A 20,154-nucleotide genomic window follows, 5' to 3' on the forward strand; every position below is an offset into this window, starting at 1 on the left:
GATTGGGATAAAAACAATTCTTAATATGAAAAAGATTTTTTCACTATTATCGTTCTTGCTAATTATATGCCAGATGGCATTAGCAGGACCTGTTGACGAAAGTCAGGCTTTTAAGGTTGCCGAGAACTTCTTTGGTGGCGGAACAACAAAGTCACAGTTGAAGATGTCTTACAAGGCTCCTTACAAGAAGTTTAGTAACGGAAAAGGTGAGTCAAACCTCTTCTATGTCATTAATCGTGGACATGACCAAGGTTATATTGTCGTAGCTGCGGATAACCGCGTTATGCCTATCTTGGCCTTCTCTGACAAGGGTTCGCTTACAGAGGATGACCTCAATGCACATCCTTCAATTAAGTGGCTCTATGACGAGTATCGCAATGAGATTAAGTGGGCGATTGAAAACACCCCTGACATCCCTTCTCCAGAATATAAGAAGGCAATCACATCACGTGATGCAGCCAACTACGAGGTAGAGATTCAGCCTTTGTTACAATATGCGACAGACAGAGCCACAAAGCTGGAGACTCCTATCAGCTGGGGTCAGAGTTGGCCTTTTAACCAGTATTCTCCAAACTATCGTTATAACGGAAGAACCTATCCAACAGTTTCTGGCTGTGTAGCAACAGCTATCTCTACTGTTCTTCGTTGGCACAAGTGGCCACGGAAGGCAAAGGGCTCAGTAAGCTACTATTGGAAGAACAACTATATGTCATTAAACTTTGATGGCAATGGTCCTGAGAATGCTGCTTACGATTGGTCACAGATGCCTGCCGGTGTTGACAGTTATGGCAATGACCGCGCTACGGGTCGTCGTCTTACTGACGTACAAGCTGACAACATTGGTCGTCTTCTTCGCGATGTTGGTTATGCAGTGAAGATGGACTATAACCCAGCTCGTGCTGGTGGTTCAGGTGCTTATGTTTATGATGCACCAAGAGTTCTTATCAACAACTTTGGTTACAAAAATTCTTTACGTTTCCTTGAGCGTAGTAACTTCACAATCAACAACTGGTTGAAAGAGGTACATGACGAGATGCGCGACTACGGACCAATCGTTTATGCAGGTTTCTCTAATGGTGGTGGTCACTGCTTCGTTCTTGATGGTTATGCATCAAATCGTTTTGTACACGTTGACTGGGGTTGGAACTCCAATTCTAATGGATGGCACCTCCTCACCGCTCTTCAGCCAGGTGAAGAAGGTATTGGTGGTGGCTATGGCGGTTACAGCCGTAACCAGCAGATGCTTCGTTATCTGAAGCCAGATCGCGATGGTGACCCTGATCCAGATCCTAATCCAAATCCAGAACCTCGTCCAAACCCAACACCTGACGTAGAAACAGGTGCTAACCTCTACATCGCTCAGAAGTGTGAGCAAACAGCATTGCCACAGAGCAACTATGTTCCTGTAACTGTTACTGTTGGTAATAGAAATGAGAACGCAGCTTATTCTGGTCGTTTGGCATTGGCTATCTTCAAAAATGGCGAAACACGTGCGAGCATCGTTGCTACAACTTCAACAGCTGTCAGCGCTAATGCATCAAAGGCTATCACTTTCTATGCTAACCTCGCTAACGTGACACCTGACACTTATAACTTGGTTGTTTCTTATGCTAAGGACTCTAAATATGAGACTATCAATCAGATTGCTGGTACAGTAACAATTGGTAAGGTTAAGCCAGAACCTAAACCAGATCCAAAACCAGACCCATCAACATTAGTACCTGATCTCTATGCAGTGCAAAGAGTGGTAGAATATGTAGAGAAGGGTAAGACTCCTAAGATTGTTGCTACTATCGCAAATCAAGGTAATGCTACCTATGATGGCGACTTGAAGTTATATGCTCTCCCAGCCGGCACCAACGATACCAAGCAGGCAGTATTGATTTCTGAAGGTAAGGCTAAGATTGGTAAGAGCCAGCGCGTAACCTTCTCATTCTATACCAATGACAATATCAAGGAACTTGCTGAGGGTAAGTATAGTCTTGTCGCAGGTTACTTCGTAAATGATAAGGAAATCGCTGTTAAGCCAAGTTCAGGTTCTGAGGCATGGAAGATTGGTGAACTTACCATCAACCCAGCTGACAATGATGAAGAGAATATCACTGTTCACGACGTGAAGTTGCAAACTATCTTCTTCTATCAGAATGGTAAGTACATTGGTTCTGACAACTCATTCATCTCTAAGAAGTATGACACCTTCACTGCACGCGTTTACATCAAGTCTGTAAATGGTTATGAGGGTCGCATCAGCTTCTACGTAACTGATCAGCAGTATGGTTCAAGACCAATGAACAGCAATATGGTTGACAAACGTACCGTTTCTATTAAGCCTAACACCAATGGTTATATCGAAGTCAGCTTACCAACAAGATATCTCAACAGCAAGCGCTTCTACATGAATATCCTCTTCAACAATGGTGGTGCTAACTGGTTGTACTCTCCAACTGACGCTGTTCCATTCTATACAAGCTCAGCAAACGATAATCCTTCTGATATGACAGGATGGAGCTCTAACCCAACAATGGGCCCAACCTTCGACTTTAACGAGGCTCCTGTTTATGGCGAGCAGTATCAGTCAATTGGTAACAAGGGTGAAGGTGGTGTTATCGACAGTACCACAGGTATCAACGAGGTGAAGACTGGCAACGCTGAACTTTCTGTTTATCCAAGCGTCGTTACAAACGAAATCAATGTTTCTGCTCCTAACGATGGTGTTGTAAATATGTTCAGCATCCAGGGTAAGCTTATCGGCAAGCACAATGTGAAGGCTGGTGAAAATGTCCTTGATGTTACAAACTTGGCATCTGGCGTTTACCTCATCAACATGGGTAAGGCAACTCAGAAATTTATCAAGAAGTAGTTTTTAAGTTTTAATATGCACTTAGGGCAGGCTCCTGCAAAGATTGCTTACTTAATCTTTGAGGGGTCTGCCTCTCTTTGTTTATAGACACAAGGCAGTTAACGAGTTGACGAGTTGACGAGTTGACAAGTTAACAAGTTGCTTGTAAGCAGGATAATATAAGACAGAGTAGCATAAGAACGGTTTGAATTCAGAAACCAGAAATAAGAAACCAGAAACCAGAAATATGATTTGCTCTGTTTGCTGTGCTTATCGCTACAAATAACTTGTTAACTTGTCAACTCGTCAACTCGCCAACCAAACCAAAGGGGGAGGAGCCGGTAAGTTTGGAAATTTATAGTAAGTTTAATTTAGTTCTGGGTGTACTAATTCTTAATTCTGAATTAATATTCTGCGCGCCTTCATGACACCAAGTGAGAAGAGGGTGCTCACAACACATAGCAATGATGCTACTCCCCAGCGTAACCAATCGTTATCAGAACGTACACAGAGGAAGACGAGGATGCCGATTGTCAGATGGAGGACGGCATAGAACGCTAAACATGACGACAAACGATAACGATAACGCAAGTAAGCATAGACATAGACACAGACGAAGTTGAAAAAACCTGCTACTGCCATACCCACACCCGCACCAAAGAGTCCCCACTTGGAAAAGCCAAGTAGGACGAGGACTACCAGAAAAACATCATATGAAGACTCTAAAAGCAAATAAGACTTTGAATCACCTTTTGCCAAAGGAATATACTCAACCGGCAAACGAATAGCACGGATATACATCGCCAGAACGAGTACTTGCGCCATGTTGAGGGCTGGTAAGAACTTATCGGAATAGAGAAAAACAATCAACTGGGGCAGCAACAAGAGGAAGATTGTGAGCAAAGGAGAGATGAGCAAAAGGGTCACTTCAATCTGTCGGTTGACAATCTGATTAAATGTAAACCTCAGATTGTTCGCTCCTGACAGACGCGGGAAATAGTCGGTCTCCATCGCAGAGAATATCATGCCCGCATACACCATCGTCATCATAAAGGCTGCATTATAGAAACCGACGGTGTCGATATTGGCAACATTATTAAGGTAACTGCGGATAATCAAATCAGCACCTGAACTTAAGATGCCAGTGATGACGAAGGCCGTTCCCAAACGAATCATCCCCCACCCCTTGCCGAGAAAAGCCTTATGGAAAGAGATGAGATAAGGATAAAGACGATAGGAAACCATTATCGTTAACAGCAATTGCACAAAGGCCATCAATACCAACGACGGAACGATGGCAGCAATGCCAAAGAAATAATAAAGGGGAATGGTTAGGACTAAGGCTGCCAAGACGTTATAGACAGAGATGAGCGCTAACGAACGCAACTGACGAACTCCCTTGAGGATGGCAAACTCGCCACCTGCCAAAGCTGCCAATGCTACGCAAGGAGAGAGAAGGATGAAATGAAGCGTGTGTCCGTTCCACGAGAAGGTGTAACGGCTCAGCCAAGGACTACACACGACACAGACGAAAAGGCCCAACAATGCCGTGAGCATACTCCATGAGCGCACAACGGCAATGTCTTCCGTCAATTTCTCCTCGTTGTTCTGGTCGTAATCCTCTGACAGCTTACGCACTGCACTCATGGATAGGCCAAAGCTCGTAGAGTCGCTGATAAACCTGATGGTGGAATTAAAGAGTGAGGTAAGCCCTACACCCTGCGTGCCGAGAAGCATAGCAACAAACTTATTGCGAACGAGACCTATCAACACATTGAGCACTTGTACACCACCGAAGAGACTGATGTACTTCAAGATATGCAGATAGCTGTCAGGATTAGAGGCTTTTTTCATTACATTAACTAACGGATTTCAAAGTTTTTTATTATTTTTGCATCAAACAATATTACATGAGACTATCTATTATTATCCCCATCTTTAACGTTGAAGACACACTCCAGAGATGTTTAGAGAGTGTGTTAACGCAGGCGGATGAGCGGATGGAGGTGGTGCTCATTGACGATGGATCAACGGATTCCTCTGCGAGGATAGCGGAAGAAATGACGGCTGACAAGGGGAATTGTAGGCTTATCCACCAAACGAACAAGGGTCTTTCGGCAGCAAGAAATGCAGGAATAGAAGTGGCAACGGGCGATTATCTCACCTTTGTCGATTCTGACGATTTCGTTGCGGAGGGTACATACGATGCGCTGTTGGCTGTGTTGTCAGCACATCCCGACTATGATATCCTTGAATATCCTGCTTTGCTGTATTACGGAAGTGCGACAAAGCAACGCCTGCTGACTTTCACTGATACAACCATCGGTTCTATCCGTGACTACTGGTTGGACAGAGCTCATCTCCACACCTATGCTTGGAATAAGCTTTATCAACGTGAACTCTTTGCGCAGACGCGCTTTCCAGAGGGTAAAGTATTTGAGGATGTCTATACTTATCCTTTCTTGTTGCAGCAGGCAAAGAGAGTGGCAACAACGTCTGTGGGACTGTATTACTATTGTCAGAACGACAAGGGTATCACTGCTCAGGCAGGCGGAAAAGAATTAAACGATCTCTTGGAAGCGCATCTCAAACACCTTAAGCTGTGGGGAGAACTGACCCCTGCTTACTATCAGTCGCTGGTTAACATTCAATTAGATGTCTATGAGGCTACTCATGCTGCCCCTATCCTACCCGTTCTGCCCTATAAAGGAACCTTGAAACTCTTTATTCTCCACGTAATAGGATTAAAACGCTTATGTCAACTCAACCAGTTTATTCACAAAATAAGGAAGATAAGCCACTTGTAAGCTTCGTCGTGACTTTCTATAGCGAGCCTGTTGATATGCTAAAGGAGTGTATCAGCAGTATCTTGGCATTGAGTCTGAACGAGACGGAACGCCAGATTATCGTCGTGGATGACGGTGCGGAGTATTCTCCTATCAACGAATTGCTTGCCCTTTCATCAAATATCGTCTACGTACGTCAACCTAATCAGGGGTTAGGACAAGCACGAAACACGGGTATAGCGTTGGCTGAGGGAAGCTTTATCCAGTTTATTGATGGCGACGATCTCCTGCTAACAAGTCCTTATGAGCAGTGTTTGGATATCATCAGATACCGCGAAACGGATATGGTCTTGTTCCAGTCAACTGATAAGAAAACCGCAAAACCACTTGCCGATGCGGAGGGTCCGATAAGTGGAACAGAGTATATGACGCACCATAACCTGCGTGGAAGTGTGTGGACCTACCTTTTCCGCAAGGAGATTCTGCACGACCTGCGTTTCCCAAAGGGCGTACTTCACGAGGACGAAGCTTTTACGCCACAGATTATGTTGCGGGTAGATAACCTTTATACAACGAAAAACAAGGCTTATTACTATCGTAAACGGGAGAACTCTATCATGCACAAGCGTGACAAGCGTTGGTATATCCGCCGCCTCGCTGATGCCGAACAAGTAATCTATCGTCTGAAAGACAGAGTCGATTATCTCCCTGTCAAAGAGCGTATTGCAATGGAACGACGCATCGCCCAACTGACAATGGACCACATTTACAATGTCATTACCATGACACATGACGAGACCCATCTTGACCATGTGCTCCAACGTTTGTCTCGACATGGGCTCTTCCCGCTGCCCGATAAGGATTATACAACTAAGTATAAGTGGTTCAGAAGGATGACTAACAGCAGTTTCGGGCGTAAGACATTAATAATGCTTTTGAGGGTAAATAAGAGATAAAAGAATTGCATTAGAATCTAAAATTACCCCATAAGACTTGTATAAATGTAATTTATAACCATAAGAATAATGGCTGATTATTACAAAGAAAAGACTGAGGAAGGGGACAAAAAATGAAGAATATCAAAACACTCGACCAGATAAAAGACAAATACTATGGTTTAAAAGGAACTCCTGAACGTGATGAGTTAGAACGGGAATTGGAGTCGCAGCGCATTGGTCTGAAGATAAGAGAGGCACGCGAACAACTCAAGATGACACAGGAGCAATTAGCAAACCGCATTGACAAAAAACGTTCCTTTATATCTAAGATAGAAAGTAATAGCGAGAATATCACACTGAAAACCCTTTTTGATATCGTTGAGCGTGGTTTAGGTGGTAGGCTCAACATTGACGTTTCATTATAATAGGGAGTATAAAGCCACATGAAAATCCTACTATTAGGAGAATATAGCAACGTACATAACACGCTGGCACGGGGCTTACGTGAACTTGGACATACGGTAACGGTGGTGTCGAATGGGGACTTTTGGAAGAATTATCCACGTGACATCGATGTTACCAGGCGACCCGGTAAGATGGGGGGCATGCTTTTGATGGTAAAGATTTATGCGCTTCTACCCCGTCTGCGAGGCTATGACATTGTGCAATTCATCAACCCGCAGTTCTGTGAACTGAAGGCGGAACGGCTTTTTCCACTCTTTCGGTATCTGAAAAAGCATAATAAAAAACTTGTACTTGGTGGTTTCGGAATGGATTATTATTGGGTGAACACTTGCTCAACAACCATGCCACTGCGCTACAGCGACTTCAATATCGGGAAAGAACTGCGCCAGAATAAGGAGGCAAGCATCGAAAGAAAAGACTGGATAGGGACCGAGAAAGAACGCCTGAACAGACTGATGGCGGAGCAATGCAATGGGATTGTGACCGGACTCTATGAGTATTGGCGTTGCTATGAACCTTGTTTCCCTGAGAAGACAACCTTTATCCCCTTCCCCATTGTTGTGGGGGAAGCCCCTGTCATAGCCGATGAAACACCCGAGAGGTTGAACCTCTTTATCGGAATCAGTAAGAGCCGGTCGATATATAAAGGGACAGACATCATGTTGCGAGCCGCTGAAGCCGTGAAGAAAGATTATCCCGACCGACTCAACCTCACCGTTGTCTGCGGCTTACCTTTTGCCGAATACGTGCGAAGGATGCTTGGCTCTGACGCTATCATGGACCAGCTTTACAGTTATACGCCCTCAATGAATCCACTTGAAGCGATGGCACATGGTATTATCTGCATCGGTGGTGGTGAGCCAGAGAACTACGAAATCATCCACGAGACGTCCCTCCACCCTATCATCAACGTCCTCCCTACTTACGAGAGCTGTGTTAAAGAGCTTACTCGCCTTGTCAATAACCTTAATCTCATCCCACAACTGCGCCGCGAGAGTTATGAATATGTACGCAAGCATCATGAGTATATCAAGGTTGCTCACCAGTATGAGGTGTTTTATCGGGGGCTGTTAAGGGAGAAGGAGTATTAGCCTTATTGGGCTAATAAGGCTAATAACAATTGGGCTAATAAGTCCAATAAGGCTAATAACAATCAGGCTAATAAGCCCTATTAGGCTAATAACCCCAATAAAAAAAGTGAAGCCTAAAGCTTCACTTTTTTCTTTTTCCCATGACTCTCGTTACTCATGCGGTCGAGCGCTGTAACGACATAGACGTATTTTGTTTGCCCATCCTTATAATTAAGGCGGAGCTTATTACCATATGGCATTCCCACAATCTTTGAAGGATCGTTGAGATTGATTGGCTCATCAGCAAAGAAGCGATAAACGACATAACGATAAGGAGCATCCTGCCAACCTTCTCCCTTTGGTGCCTTCCATGTCAGATAATAGTAGCCATCACTCTCCTGTCTTGCCTTCACCTTCTTAGGCTTTGATGGAGCCTCATCATCTATAAATGGCATCAAAGGCTGCAAAGCAGGATAACGCCAATAATGGGTGCGAAGGAGTGTACCATAGTTGCCAGGATTGTCAACAACCGACTTAGCATACCACAAGACGGTTCCCTTCACATTCGATGCCTGATCATGTAGCAGTCGTTTCGCTGGTAGCTGATGGGAGTTAGGGTTCTTCAAATCAGCATATCTCACCGTACGAAGCACGTCCTCACCAATATAAAGCGGACGATTACCTGCATAACGATTCCACCATCCGATGAGTTCCTTATAATCGGCCGCACGGTTGCCTATCTCCCAATAAATCTGTGGCACACAATAGTCTATCCAACCATTGTTCACCCACTTCAATACGTCCGCATAAAGGTCGTCATAGTTCTGCAAACCATTTGTCCGGCTACCATTGCTTGGGTCGCTCTTTTGATTGCGATAGATGCCGAAAGGTGACACACCAAACTTCACCCATGGCTTACGACGACGGATGGTCTCACCCAGTTGCTTGATAAAGAGATCTACGTTGTTACGTCTCCAATCGTTGATATTGGTAAATCCTCGTCTGTCACGTTGGAAGTAAGCCTGGTCAGGAATGGTCTGTCCCGGTGCTGGATAAGGATAGAAATAATCGTCAATATGCAAGCCATCAACATCATAACGGCTGATGATATCATCCACAACCGCACAGATATAATTACGATTCTCTGGCAGAGCAGGGTTGAGGATGTAAAGTCCATCGTATGAGAAGACATGCGAAGGATTAGTTATCGCAATATGGTTTGTTGCCAACTGCGTGGTGTTCTTTGTCTTAGCACGATAAGGATTAATCCACGCATGGAGTTCCATACCACGGTTATGACACTCGGTAATCATCCACTGCAATGGGTCCCAATAAGGTGAGGGTGGTGTTCCCTGCCGACCCGTGAGAAACTTGCTCCACGGTTCATACTTACTTGGATAGAGCGCATCACACTCGGCACGCACCTGAAAGATGATCGCATTCACACCATCCTTCTGCAGTTCGTCCAACTGATAACGTAGCGTGCGCTGCATCTCTTGTGTCCCGATTCCTTGGAACTGTCCGTTCACACACTGAATCCACGCACCGCGGAACTCTCGTTTCTTAGCTGGGACTTGTCCATATAGGGCATTACCCGCTCCAATGAAAAGCACTGCGGCAATCAATAATCTCAATAGAGAATGAAATTGTCTCATTATTTTAATTTAGTTATATGCGAATAAGAAGCCCCTCCCCCTTACCCCTCCCCCAAAGGGAGGGGAGTGAAATGCGTGATACCCATATCAGTTCGGAAAGTTTTTATGGGTGAAAACCCTATCAATTAAGAAAGCTTTTATGAGCGATACCCTATCAGTTCGGGAACTTTTATGCGTGATTCCGCCCCTCTCTCAGTAAGAGAACCCCTTTCTGTGAGTCCCCAAGCAAACTGTTTCCAGCACTCCCCCTCTCCCTTCGGAGAGGGGGCTGGGGGGTGAGGCTTTGTGTTGGGGGGTGAGGCTTTATCTCCTCCCTGCCATTTTCCTAAACATCTGGCGGTGGAAGCGGCGTTCAGCCTCTAACACGCGCATCAGCTTTGTGGCAGGAATCACCTTTAGCATCTCCTTATGATAACGCTGTTCTATTTGTTTTAATTGTATCTCGTAGGTATCAGCCCGTTCAATCATCTCGAGTGCCTCACGTTCTGACGATGGTCGCGCACTATGAATGGCACGCAGTCTATCGAAATAACCACGCTGCTTGGTCCTCATCTCATCAAAGATAGGAAAAAGTCGTGCTGCCTCTTGTGTAGTCAAACCAGCCTCTTGCGTTATAAAGCGATGCGTCTCTGCCTTTAACCTATTAAAGTCAACCTTCCCCTGTGCGTGCATCAATGTCGCACTAAAGAAAATACAGAGCAATAAGAGTAATCTTTTGTATTTCATTCCTTCACCATCATTATTATTATTCGCTTGCCAAAGAAGCATACATATCTCCCTCATCTATCATAAAATAGTCGGCTGTACGATCGAAATCATCACCTGACGAAGCTGCCTGATACTTTGTTTGTCCAGCCATACCATTGTGTACAGCAGTCTCGCTACCCTTCGAAGCATCAAAGTCATGGAAGGTTAGGAAGCCTATCAACACAATTCCAATGGTCATCGCTGCTGCCACTAACGGACGCAGATAACGCATCGTAGCGTGACGCGACTTCAACGTTACAACCTTTCCTTTCTGCTCCTCTGTTGGTATCTGATCCATCACACGGGAAGACAATTCAGAGAAGTAATTCTCCGGAACTGTGAAAGGGCGCTGCGTACCATATTTCTTTTGTAAATGATTCGTTGATTCCATAAAGTTCTTTCTTTGATATAACTTAGATTGCAGAAAGGTAGAATGGTTTAATTATCAAGGTAAAATATTATTCATTCCGCTTCACGTAGTCAGTAATCTTCTGCACAGCAATGTGATAAGAAGCTTTCAGCGAGCCCTCGCTTGTACCTAATATCTCGCTCATCTCGGAGTATTTCATCTCGTCATAATAACGAAGTGTGAACACCGTACGCTGCACATTAGGCAAGGTTGCGATGGCTTCCTGCAACAACGCCTGACTCTTGTCACCATCGAAGTAGTCGTCTGCCATCAACCGATTTGCCACCGTGAGGTCGGCATCAGCACTGGACAATGTCGCTGTCTTTTGATGACGAAGGAAGTCGAGTGCCTCGTTGATAGCTATACGATAGAACCATGTGGAGAGCTTTGCTTTTCCTTGAAAGGTCGGAAGATTCTTCCATGCCTTGAGAAACGTGTTTTGCAACACATCATCGGCATCGTCATGAGTAAGGACTATACTACGAATTTTCCAATACAACGCCTGGCTGTATTGGTCAACTATCGTGGGGAAAACCTTCTGTCTTCCTTCTGGACTCGCCAACTGGCGAATCACTTCAGCTTCATCGAGGGGAGTCACTACTCTTCTGGAAAAGGCTTAGATGGTCAAGCGCTAAACAGCGTCTTAACGGATAGATACCTTGCGGACTACATTGCCCACCTTAACGATATAGCATCCCTTCGGGAAGTTGAGCGTATAGTGCTTATCGCTGCCGTCAACTTTCACGCTCATCACGCGTACGCCTGTCACATTATAGACAGCTAACTGCTCATCCTCAGCCCCAACAACATGCAACACGTTACCCACAACTGAAATTGATATCGTCTGTGTATCAAAGTCTATCAAATCAATTGCCGCACGCGCCTGCACCGGAGCAGCGAAGCCTACAGACAGCAGTAATGTGAAAAGTAAAGGAGTAAATATATTTTTTATCATAGACTATGCTTTTTATGTTTGCCACAAAGATAACAAATTTAAGAATACATCTGTCCGCTTTATTGCCTAAGTCTATCAAGATTTAATGTTAATTAAGAGTTTATCTGCAAAGTTAATTCATAATTTACAATCCTCATTAATTCATAAATCATAATTATGATATACTCAGTTTGCTAAAGGCGCTACAAGCAACTTGTTCACTTGTCAACTTGTTCACTTGTCAACCCGTCAACTGCAAAACATTCAGATGAATTTCTGTTTCTTTGGATAAACAAAAGAATATATATTTATATAATTCGGCGACAAAAAAGTGTAAAGTTTAATTATTTCAGCAATCTACTTATTTGTCGTACATAAGCGAATCATTACAACAGAAGAAAGTTACTAATTTGTCGCCCACGTTCACAACCAACTGATTTACAAAAATCTACAATAGTAGTAAATCAACCAAAAAAGAACGGGATACAAATTAGTAACAATGATAAAGAAAGAAAAACAAAACAAATACGCGATATTTGTAAAGAAAAGAGAAAGATAAAGCCAGCAACTTCCTTATCTGTCTCACCACTCCTCCCAATCTGTCGGACATTCAAGAAAAAGACTCCCTTTTTGTCGCACAGAACCTACCTTACTGTCAAGGAAAACCTCCCTCGAAGTCGGACGAAACCTACTTATCCGTCAGTCATAAGCAGCATAAGCAGCTGTGTTTCAGAGCGTCTGAAATTCCTAAATAAGTCTAACTAAAGCGACTCTAATGACCGTCTAAAGCCTAGACGGGAGTGTTCTGTTAGCGTTTTACATACAAGAGCTGACACCCAGACTGGTTGCCAATGCCGTAAGTACAGTAACGAGAATATGCAAGATATTCTTCCAAAGAGTTTTATTCATACGATTTCAAACCATTAAAAGTGAATACTTAGTTAACGGAGGGCAGGGGCTGCGACTGTCACTCCCCTACCCTCACACCTCATGCTCAACGACTATGCGTGACCCTCGCCTGATGGTGTGTGCTCAGCAGTCTCTGAACCGGCTGAAGGCTCAGCGTTCTTCTTTGACTTCTCCTTTGACTTGGCAGCAGCCTTAGGCGCATCATACTGCACAGCCTCCTGAACACGCAAACCGCTGAGAAGGTTCTTCACACGACGGTGCATAGCATCAATGGTCACCGTTGGCGCAAAGAGAACATGCGCACCATAGATGTCACGTTGTGCATTGAAGTCTTGTGCCTTCTCTACACCCAGTGAGTGAATACCTACACGGAAAGTTCCCAATCCGTCGAGCTTCACACGGTTACCATCCTTGAGAACCTGATTCATCTCGAACACCAACGCACTGATCACCGCCAAGATGTCTGGCTCAGTAACAGTACAACGCTCACTGACACGCTGTGCGAGATCCTTAACACCAACAACATCTGGACATACCGCACGGGCATACCAAAAACCCTTGCGCTTGCTGTTCTTACGATTGTCTTGATACATACGAAACTTGATTGACATAACTTGAAAAATTTAAAAAGTGAAACAAAGAAATTATTGAAAAAAAAGAATCTAAAATCTTGCTAATCCGAATGCGCTTAAAGTAAGCCTCTCCTACCTCGCCGCCGTCCGCTGGTCACCCCCCCTCCCCAAAAGAAAGAAGGGGAGGGACAACAACCTAAAATACATATTGCGACAAAAAAGTGTAAAAATAAATAAACAAACAAATAAAAAAGTAAACAGATAAAAAGACTAAAAGATAAAAAGATAAACACGCAAATAACTAAAAACACAATAACGCAAAAACGTATAAAAATATAAAGGTAAAAGTTGGAAAACACAAAAACGTAAAAACATACTTCATCATAAACATAAAAGATTAAAAATATGAAAAGATATTCACGTAAATAATTAAAATTGCTATTCTCAATGACTTAAGATGCATCTTTCGGACTTATGGCGACAAAAAAGTGAAAAATCTCACCTGCTTCCCTACCCTATTTTGCTCCCAAAATCTGATGTCTGTTCTTCCCATTACGCTTATAACTGATGTGGATCCATCGTTTCATAACCGCGTCTTGAGGTTCAAGAATCATCTGATCGAAGTCGGTTTTGGAGAGAACAGCCGCATATTTCCGACACATTTCAAGTCCTGTGACATGAATATCAACCGCCTCACCGCGCAAATGTTGCGAGTGTTCAGCCCCCATAACAGCCCTGTTCACAGCCTCGCAGCGATAACCTCCCACAACGATCACACGTCCCACACACCTTCTAAGCGGTTCTAAGACGCATCTACAAAGTTCCCGAAGGTTCTCTATCACCTCCTCTCTAGAAGCCTCTCCAGGCGCTGGATTCTCCTCAGGCACATTGTTAACACCCATGTTCACCGCCGTCCCCGAGCGCATCATCTCGCCGACTGTAAAATGAGGAGAGAGCCGCTCCTCAAAGTCTATCTCAGTAGAATGATTATCGTTTATCATACACATTAATTATTATAGGTACGTTATAAAACCTCTGTTCGTCATCCCTTCATTTCTGATGACGATGCAAAGGTACAACAGACAAAAGCCGATTGCAAGGATGATATAGGTAGTAATGTATGTAGTCGGTACTAGATTATTTCAAGTGGACAAGTAACAAGTTTACGAAGTGCTTAAAAAAGACAAATAGCAGAATAAGACAAAAAGAACAAAAGACAGAATAATATAAAAACAAAAGCAACCTACAAATGCCCGAAGCAATTTCCTTTGGCTTTACTGTCCCTAATGGAATATCTACTATTGCTATAACGTTTAAATAGTAAAAGAGATAAAAAAGCACTTATTTTTTTTGATTAGTAGGGCTTAGATTTCAAAAATGATTGCGGAATTACCTTTATATAGGCAATTCCGCAAGATTTTATAGGGTATTTTAATTTTACCGGACAGCAATAATTCCTCAAAAACATTATTTGATTAAAGAAAAATAATTTAACTTTGTAGTAATAAATATCATTTTACATTAGTGAAGCTATTTCACTATAGTTATTGATAAACACTCAAGAAAAATAAAAGCAAACTTTTTGACAAAACAATATGCAAACAAAAAACGTTAACCAATTTGGTAAAAACTCTATCTTTATTGAGAAAAATAATGGTAATGTTTATATTACTGAACGTTATGTGGAAGAAACTACATCCGCATTTCATCAAGGTTCATACGAATTACGAGAATACAATCCAACAATTGAACCAGCTATTCCCAGAGAAGAAGTAAATCAAATTTTAGAATGGATAGAGAAAGATGCATCCACTAACAATCCTATGAGATTAGGCTTATTATATGGGAAGGCTGGTATTGGCAAGTCCATTGTGATGCACGAACTTCTAAAAAAACTACATACAATAAACGATTATTTAGTCCTTGGGTTGAAGTCTGATCAAATAGAGTTTTTAGATACAGATGAGTTATCTAAAAAGATTCATTTGGGTAATCCTTTAGAGATTGTTCTAAAGGAGATGGCTAAGAAGTATAAAAGAGTAGTAGTATTGATTGACCAAATAGATGCACTATCATTGTCACTTTCTTCAAACCGTACTCCTCTACGTTCTTTGTTAAAAATGATACACCAAATACAAGGCATCCCTCATATAAGAGTTGTCATTTCTTGTAGACCGTATGATTTAAAGTATGACCCAGAACTTGAGAAAGAACGTATAAAGAAGCAATGGGAGCTAAAAGAATTATCTAAAGAGCAGGTACAGGAGACAATACAGGCAAATCAATGTAAAGAGCGACTAAGTGACAACCTACTATGCTTTTTAGGCAATCCACTGAACCTATATCTATTCTTAAAAGTTAGACAATATGAACAACTTACGGATCCTCTTTCTACCAATATGCTTTATCACCAGTTATGGCGCAAATATATAAATGACGACAGCATACGTAAAGTAGATAAAAACACCTTACTATCGTTATTCGATAGTCTTGTTGATACAATGTACGAGAGGCAAGAGTTGTCTGTACACATTAGGACATTTGAAACTCAATATAATGCTGAGTTGAACTACCTTTTTACTAACGGTTTGCTAATTCAGACACAGACGGGACTAATTCAGTTTTTCCACCAAACACTCTTTGATTATGTATATGCAAGAAGATTTATTGAAAAGGGACATAATCTGTTAGAGGTTCTCAAAACACAGCACCAAGGACTATTCACCAGGGCTTCTGTAAAAAGTATCTTGACATTCTTACGTGAACAGGATATTCAGCAATATATTAACACAATAGAGGGGCTACTTTATACCAAAAATGAAAATGGAAAAGATACTTATAGGTTCCATTTAAAAGCACTTGCATTGAGCAACATTCCATTCTTTGAAAAACCATTACAAGAAGAACTAAGACTTATAAGACAAATCTATACAGATAAAAAATATATGAATATTATATTTGAATCTGTATATACACCAAATTGGTTTAATGCTATTTGGGGAATTGTTGATAGTATGGGTGGATGGATAAATCTGAATACTGAATATAAGCAGAAAGCTATGGTGATGTGCTTCCGTACATTCTCTATAGAGCCTAACATTGTTCTAAATAAACTGGAATTGGCATTAAATCTTGATGATGAAGAAGACTGCAAACATCTGAGCACTCTACTACAATACAATACTCAGAAATGCGATAGCAAAAAGTTAATAGCATTCTACAACAAATTGGTCAAGTTTGGAGGGCCATCAGAATATACTTCAATATTAAAAAATATTCTTAACGACAGTCCTTCTTTTGTATGTGAAGAACTAAAGAAGAATATTATCTTACAGTTAAAGGATAATGAAGTATACCATATAGGAGTTAATTATGAGGTGAGAGAACTTTACGAAGAACTTCTTGAAAAGTATTATGATTTGGGTATAAAGTTATTAGTAGAGATACTAACCATAATCTATAAATCAACTCATTACAATATCGATAATGCAGAAATATATTATTCAACAGCATTCGATTACTTTCAGAGGGGAGAAGATAACATTCTTAACTCTAACTTTTCTCAAGAAGCTGCAAACATTCTTATCGACAATTTCCTAAAAACGATTGATACTGAGCAAACTAAGCGGTACATTGAAACTTTTAGCAAAAGCAAGTATGAAGGCTTTGTTTTCATTGCTTTATATCTTTACACCTCACACCCAGAATGCTTTAAAGATGATGTTTATAAGATCATAACAAATCGTCAAGTTTTGGCAAATGCGCCTGCGTGGGTAGAATACCAAGCTGTAGAAGCTCTAAGAGTTACATTTCCTTTAATGAGTATTGAACAAAAAAGAACCATTGTAGAAAGAATACTTGCTATCAACGACAAGGGAGAATATAGACTAATGAGAGAGTCTACTGAGATAAGACTAAAATATGGAGTTCCACCTCTTCGTATAGATTCTCACAAAGGAAAAGCATTGCATGTTATACCGAAAGAAGAACTTAGAGACATATCATGGAAAGCTTACCAAGAACGCCAACGAATTGAACGTAAATTCAATAAGAATCTTCTTAGAAATGAAAAACCATCCAGAACGTCATCTTTTTTTGGTTGGCCATCTCTTAAACAAGAGCAAGGAGTTAGAATGAGCAATAAAGACTGGCTCAACTCAATGCTTAAATATACTAATAATCCTTTTGAATGGGAAAAGCCTTCGTTTACAGGACAATGCCAGTTATTTCGTAACGTGGTGGGGCAGGAGCCTGAAAAATATCTGGACTTGATAAAGCAGACAATTAAGAACGAAGAGATTTCTTTAGCCTATCCATTAGCAGGATTGGAGGGACTTTTAGATGCAAAAAAAATAAACGATGCAATGGATATCCTAAAAGATATTCTCAATGTAATCAACAATGACATCAACACAACCGAAAGAGGATTCTCTATCCATTCCCTCCTAATAGCACTAAATGATGTCATTAACAATGAAGACGTGCCAGAACTTGTTTTCGATTTACTATGTAATACTGTAATTAATGCTAAGGAACCAGAAGAAGATAAATATCAAGACGCTAAGGATATATATAACATAGGTATTAACCAGCCAAGAGGTAAAGCAGGATACATGTTAGTAGGCTTAGCTTATAACAAGAAATATAAAGAAGATATTTTTCAAACTATAGAAAAGATAGCAGAAACAGCATCAGTGTATACACGAGCAGCTATTCTTCTGGATTTAGCAAAGTTAAACTGGTTAGATCAAAATAGAAATTTAGATCTATTTAAGAAATTGTTGCATGATTATAATCCAAGACTGATGGCACTACCTGTACATAACTACAACCCATTAGTTTATTTTGTCAATTATGCCATTGATGATTTGATAGATTTCTTTCAGCATACTTTAGATTATCCAGAATGCTATAAAGAGCAAGTTATCATTTTATGGTTAGGATGGCTACATAATCATAAAGACGAACGGTTAAAGAAATTCATTGACCAAATGTGCAATAAGAGTGAAGATGCAAGACTATCACTTCTACAATTCTTAAGTAGACTAAAAGACAATATAAACCAGGAAGCCGTTGATTATATTTTGGATTTAATGGATTCTCGTTTTGAAACAAAAGAAATGGGAGAGGCTTACGATAATTTGTTCTGTCATATCAAGAATTGGTCTATTACGTTTCAATATCAAATTGCAGAAGCCTTTGCAGCATCTCCATTAAGCAAGTATCAAATAAGAAATTTCATTAAATTCTTAGGCAGCTTTGCTGTCAATTATCCTGAGCAGACTCTTGAATGGATATCAAAGATAATAGAAAAAGATACACCAGATGATGTATTTACATGGAATAACATCGTTGAAGTTGTTATCCAGTCGTATAATGGTATCAAAACATTCTATAATAATAGCAACCAACAGATATTAGAGTTTGCTATGGATTTAATAGATACTATTATGCAAAGCGAAAGTAATAAAACACTCATTACCAACTTTATAAACAAACTTGATAATGAATAAGGAGTATCAATTAGGACAATTACGAAAGGTAATAGAAAGCCCAGATACCTTGTCTGGTCTGTATCTAATTGATACAGTTTTAGACGATAACGAGATAGAAAAGCATATAAAGGGATTAAATAACTGTGCTTATCTAAAATTACCTCTGCTTCCACCTAAAGATAGTTCAGTCTTTGAAATGTTTGTGATTGGGTTAAGCTATAAATTCGACAATCAAACATTAGCAGAAATGGTGAAGTTGTTATTATCAGATGCTACACAAAAAAGAGATAATGTCCTGTTAACTATTCTGTTAGATATAATGAGAAATCACATAGAGAGAAGGACTATTCTTCATCTTGAGGGTGAAAAAGATTTATCCTCATTTATACATGAGGACCTTTGTAAACTTAAAACATCTTTAGATTATAGTTCACACCCTATCATTATAATTAATAAACCAAAGCATGCTATAGGAATTAAAAAAGACCCGAATATAAACATAATAACATTTCAAGAGAACAATTTTATGGAAAAAAGAACTGAGAAAGTGCATATATCATATAAACATGATACTGCATATGAAGCTGATATCCTTGCAATTAAAACAGGACTTCAAGAGAACAATATTCCATATTCTATAGATGAATACGACATTTTATATCGCGACAATATTGATGACTACGAGAAAGAAATTGGCAGTTCAGACATTGTCATTATGTTTGTAATACCTAATTATTTAACATCTTTAGAATGTATGTTTGAAATGACGCAAATATTTAAAAATGGCAATATAAAAACAAGGGTATTTCCTGTTGTTGATATGGGAAAGATTAAACGAAATGGAGATGGCTTAATAAAGATAAAAGATTATTGGAGCAAAGAAAAAATAAAAAAATCTGAGCAAATAAAGACAGAACCAGGTGGCTCAAGCTTTCTTATAAAAGAAATACAAAAAATAGATGATATCCTTAAAACAATGGATGACTTATGGACGTTCTTGTGTCGTGAAAACTCTGGTAGCTACCATAAACTTATAGATAATAATGCAAAACAATTAATGGAGGAAATAAAAAAATACTTATGTCTTAAATTGGCACCAGATACTGAGAACTTCACGCCTACAACCGCAACAAAGCCTACAGGAACCCGAGTTATCACTCAGAATGGTGAAAAATCTTTATATATAGAAAATAATAATGGAAATATTACTATAAGCTAAAAAGAGGTTCTTCCGTTAAATACTTGGACACTTTTCTGAGAAGATAGGAAAACAGAACGACATATAAAAGACAGATAAGATGCCGACAAGAAAATAAAAGATGTTAGGAAACAAAA

The 20,154-nt window shown here is 40.7% G+C and carries 16 protein-coding genes; 7 read left to right on the forward strand and 9 right to left on the reverse strand.

The features are described 5' to 3' along the window. The first annotated feature begins 25 nt into the window (after nucleotides 1–25). A complete protein-coding gene (locus J4856_RS05080) occupies nucleotides 26–2,860 on the forward strand; it encodes a C10 family peptidase (RefSeq protein ID WP_025838967.1) in 2,835 nt (944 codons plus the stop codon). A gap of 372 nt (nucleotides 2,861–3,232) precedes the next feature. On the opposite strand, the gene J4856_RS05085 is transcribed toward J4856_RS05080, so the two are convergent. Then, on the reverse strand, nucleotides 3,233–4,693 hold the full coding sequence (locus tag J4856_RS05085; protein ID WP_065367949.1) for an oligosaccharide flippase family protein: 1,461 nt from the start codon (nucleotides 4,691–4,693) through the stop codon (nucleotides 3,233–3,235). Nucleotides 4,694–4,749: 56 nt separating this feature from the next. Between J4856_RS05085 and J4856_RS05090 the strand changes: the two genes are divergently transcribed. From J4856_RS05090 to J4856_RS05105, 4 genes are all read left to right on the forward strand, one after another. Continuing rightward, entirely contained in the window at nucleotides 4,750–5,646 is an 897-nt protein-coding gene (locus J4856_RS05090) for a glycosyltransferase family 2 protein (protein ID WP_025838965.1), read from the forward strand. Nucleotides 5,647–5,681: 35 nt separating this feature from the next. Next, complete coding sequence (locus J4856_RS05095) at nucleotides 5,682–6,581, forward strand: glycosyltransferase family 2 protein (RefSeq protein ID WP_025838964.1); 900 nt, start codon at nucleotides 5,682–5,684, stop codon at nucleotides 6,579–6,581. A 113-nt stretch (nucleotides 6,582–6,694) separates the two neighbouring features. Then, complete coding sequence (locus tag J4856_RS05100; protein WP_025838963.1) at nucleotides 6,695–6,988, forward strand: helix-turn-helix domain-containing protein; 294 nt, start codon at nucleotides 6,695–6,697, stop codon at nucleotides 6,986–6,988. Between the two features lie 18 nt (nucleotides 6,989–7,006). After that, nucleotides 7,007–8,119, forward strand: a complete 1,113-nt coding sequence (locus J4856_RS05105; RefSeq protein ID WP_065367950.1) for a glycosyltransferase family protein — start codon at nucleotides 7,007–7,009, stop codon at nucleotides 8,117–8,119. Between the two features lie 113 nt (nucleotides 8,120–8,232). On the opposite strand, the gene J4856_RS05110 is transcribed toward J4856_RS05105, so the two are convergent. The 8 genes from J4856_RS05110 to J4856_RS05145 form a co-directional block, all read right to left on the reverse strand. Then, nucleotides 8,233–9,753 carry a glycoside hydrolase family 10-like protein gene (locus tag J4856_RS05110; protein WP_065367951.1) on the reverse strand — a complete coding sequence of 507 codons (1,521 nt, stop codon included), beginning with the start codon at nucleotides 9,751–9,753 and terminating at the stop codon, nucleotides 8,233–8,235. Between the two features lie 303 nt (nucleotides 9,754–10,056). Further along, nucleotides 10,057–10,479, reverse strand: a complete 423-nt coding sequence (locus J4856_RS05115) for a hypothetical protein (RefSeq protein ID WP_025838961.1) — start codon at nucleotides 10,477–10,479, stop codon at nucleotides 10,057–10,059. A gap of 19 nt (nucleotides 10,480–10,498) precedes the next feature. Beyond that, on the reverse strand, nucleotides 10,499–10,891 hold the full coding sequence (locus J4856_RS05120) for a hypothetical protein (RefSeq protein ID WP_025838959.1): 393 nt from the start codon (nucleotides 10,889–10,891) through the stop codon (nucleotides 10,499–10,501). A gap of 67 nt (nucleotides 10,892–10,958) precedes the next feature. Then, nucleotides 10,959–11,507, reverse strand: coding sequence for an RNA polymerase sigma factor (locus J4856_RS05125; protein ID WP_025838957.1), 549 nt, complete (start codon nucleotides 11,505–11,507; stop codon nucleotides 10,959–10,961). A gap of 45 nt (nucleotides 11,508–11,552) precedes the next feature. Then, nucleotides 11,553–11,864, reverse strand: a complete 312-nt coding sequence (locus J4856_RS05130) for a T9SS type A sorting domain-containing protein (protein ID WP_025838956.1) — start codon at nucleotides 11,862–11,864, stop codon at nucleotides 11,553–11,555. 795 nt (nucleotides 11,865–12,659) lie between these two features. Further along, nucleotides 12,660–12,752 (reverse strand): smalltalk protein, encoded by a 93-nt coding sequence (locus J4856_RS05135; RefSeq protein WP_156766852.1) that lies wholly within the window; start codon nucleotides 12,750–12,752, stop codon nucleotides 12,660–12,662. Nucleotides 12,753–12,844: 92 nt separating this feature from the next. Further along, nucleotides 12,845–13,363, reverse strand: coding sequence for an HU family DNA-binding protein (locus J4856_RS05140; protein WP_025838954.1), 519 nt, complete (start codon nucleotides 13,361–13,363; stop codon nucleotides 12,845–12,847). A 476-nt stretch (nucleotides 13,364–13,839) separates the two neighbouring features. Continuing rightward, nucleotides 13,840–14,325 carry a D-Ala-D-Ala carboxypeptidase family metallohydrolase gene (locus J4856_RS05145; RefSeq protein ID WP_025838952.1) on the reverse strand — a complete coding sequence of 162 codons (486 nt, stop codon included), beginning with the start codon at nucleotides 14,323–14,325 and terminating at the stop codon, nucleotides 13,840–13,842. Between the two features lie 594 nt (nucleotides 14,326–14,919). Here J4856_RS05145 and J4856_RS05150 point away from each other — a divergent pair. Both J4856_RS05150 and J4856_RS05155 read left to right on the forward strand, forming a co-directional pair. Continuing rightward, nucleotides 14,920–18,837, forward strand: a complete 3,918-nt coding sequence (locus tag J4856_RS05150) for an NACHT domain-containing protein (protein WP_025838950.1) — start codon at nucleotides 14,920–14,922, stop codon at nucleotides 18,835–18,837. Further along, on the forward strand, nucleotides 18,830–20,038 hold the full coding sequence (locus J4856_RS05155) for a toll/interleukin-1 receptor domain-containing protein (protein WP_065367952.1): 1,209 nt from the start codon (nucleotides 18,830–18,832) through the stop codon (nucleotides 20,036–20,038). The genes J4856_RS05150 and J4856_RS05155 overlap by 8 nt, the downstream gene beginning before the upstream one ends. The last annotated feature ends 116 nt before the right edge of the window (nucleotides 20,039–20,154 follow it).

This window comes from Prevotella scopos JCM 17725 (genome assembly GCF_018127785.1).
GTDB lineage: Bacteria > Bacteroidota > Bacteroidia > Bacteroidales > Bacteroidaceae > Prevotella > Prevotella scopos.